General features: G+C 44.6%; 1 protein-coding gene. It reads right to left on the bottom strand.

Features of this window, described 5'->3' with window-relative positions; genetic code table 11:
• Positions 1 to 36: 36 nt before the first annotated feature.
• The coding region (locus RYX56_RS21710; protein ID WP_317124032.1) for an IclR family transcriptional regulator domain-containing protein at positions 37 to 314 on the bottom strand (278 nt) is incomplete at its 5' end.

Genomic DNA, 314 nt, shown 5'->3' with positions numbered 1-314 from the left:
ATTTCAATTAATCCTTGCATGCTGTTTCCTCCCCATTTAGACCCTTAATTTCAGTTGGTATTTTTGAATAACCTCTCTGATTTCATCCCTTGTCTCCATAAGAAGAGGCAGGTATTGCTGAATTTTTTCATCTGACATACGATAGATGGGACCTGATACGGTGACAGAACCAATAATTTCATGCCCGTCAAATAACGGAACGGCAATGGCGATGACATCCCGCGTATATTCCCCTTGGCTTTGGGCCCAGCCTCGCTCCCTGACTTTTTCTAATTCCGCTCGGAGTTGATCAGGATCCGTCATCGTTGTCTTGG

It is taken from the genome of Alkalihalophilus lindianensis, from assembly GCF_032843265.1.
Taxonomy (GTDB): domain Bacteria; phylum Bacillota; class Bacilli; order Bacillales; family Bacillaceae_D; genus Alkalihalophilus; species Alkalihalophilus lindianensis.
The sequence above is the reverse complement of the archived record's forward strand: the minus strand, read 5'-3'. Positions and strand labels throughout refer to the sequence as shown.